Below are 513 nucleotides of genomic sequence, written 5' to 3' on the forward strand. Positions count from 1 at the left end.
GGCAGCAGCCGATTACCGGTGTGGATCCAAAAGACGTCGTTCGTGTGGCGCGTGAGTTTGGTCGTAACGCCGATAAAACCAAAGGTCGCTCAATGGTGATCGTTGGTGCCGCACTGAACCACTGGTACCACATGGACATGAACTACCGTGGCTTGATCAACATGCTGATGATGTGTGGCTGTATTGGTCAAAGCGGCGGTGGCTGGGCGCATTACGTCGGCCAAGAGAAATTACGCCCGCAAACCGGTTGGGCACCACTGGCCTTTGGCTTGGATTGGCAGCGTCCACCACGTCACATGAACGGCACGTCGTTCTTCTATAACCACTCGAGCCAATGGCGTTACGAAAAGTTAGAGATGACCGAAGTGGTGTCTCCGTTGGCGAACCCGAACAAGTGGAAATCGAGCATTATCGATTACAACACGCGTGCAGAACGTATGGGCTGGTTACCGAGTGCGCCGCAGTTAGGCACCAACCCGCTCGGCATTGCTGCGGCAGCAGAAAAAGCTGGCA

The 513-nt window shown here is 55.0% G+C and carries 1 pseudogene; it reads left to right on the forward strand.

Going from position 1 to position 513, the window contains the following annotated elements:
• Window positions 1-513 (forward strand): annotated as a pseudogene (locus tag J5F18_RS02440) (molybdopterin-dependent oxidoreductase); the annotation flags it as partial.

This window comes from Halomonas sp. BM-2019, from assembly GCF_017584085.1.